Raw genomic sequence first — 237 nt, 5'->3', positions numbered from 1 at the left:
AGGCTGTTCACCCTGTGCTCTTCGATCACCCGCCAGTAGGCGCCGGCGTCCGGCGTGCGCACCGGCTTGCCTTCGTAGAACACCGTGGTACAGCCGCACATCAGCGGGCCGTAGACGATCAGCGAGTGGCCGACCACCCAGCCGACGTCGGAGATCCCCCACCAGACGTCGCCGGCCTGCATGCCGTAGATAGTGCGGACCGCGTAGCGCACCGCGACCGCGTGGCCACCGTTGTCG

The 237-nt window shown here is 68.4% G+C and carries 1 protein-coding gene; it reads right to left on the bottom strand.

The genetic code is table 11. The features are described from left to right. Positions 1-237, bottom strand: a 237-nt coding sequence (locus tag ACLJNW_RS28370; RefSeq protein WP_410961994.1) for an AMP-binding protein, incomplete at both ends; no start/stop codon positions are given.

Origin of the sequence: Salmonella sp. SAL4457, from assembly GCF_046548235.1 — a bacterium.
Taxonomy (GTDB): Bacteria; Pseudomonadota; Gammaproteobacteria; order Enterobacterales; family Enterobacteriaceae; genus Salmonella; species Salmonella enterica.
The sequence above is the reverse complement of the archived record's forward strand: the minus strand, read 5'-3'. Positions and strand labels throughout refer to the sequence as shown.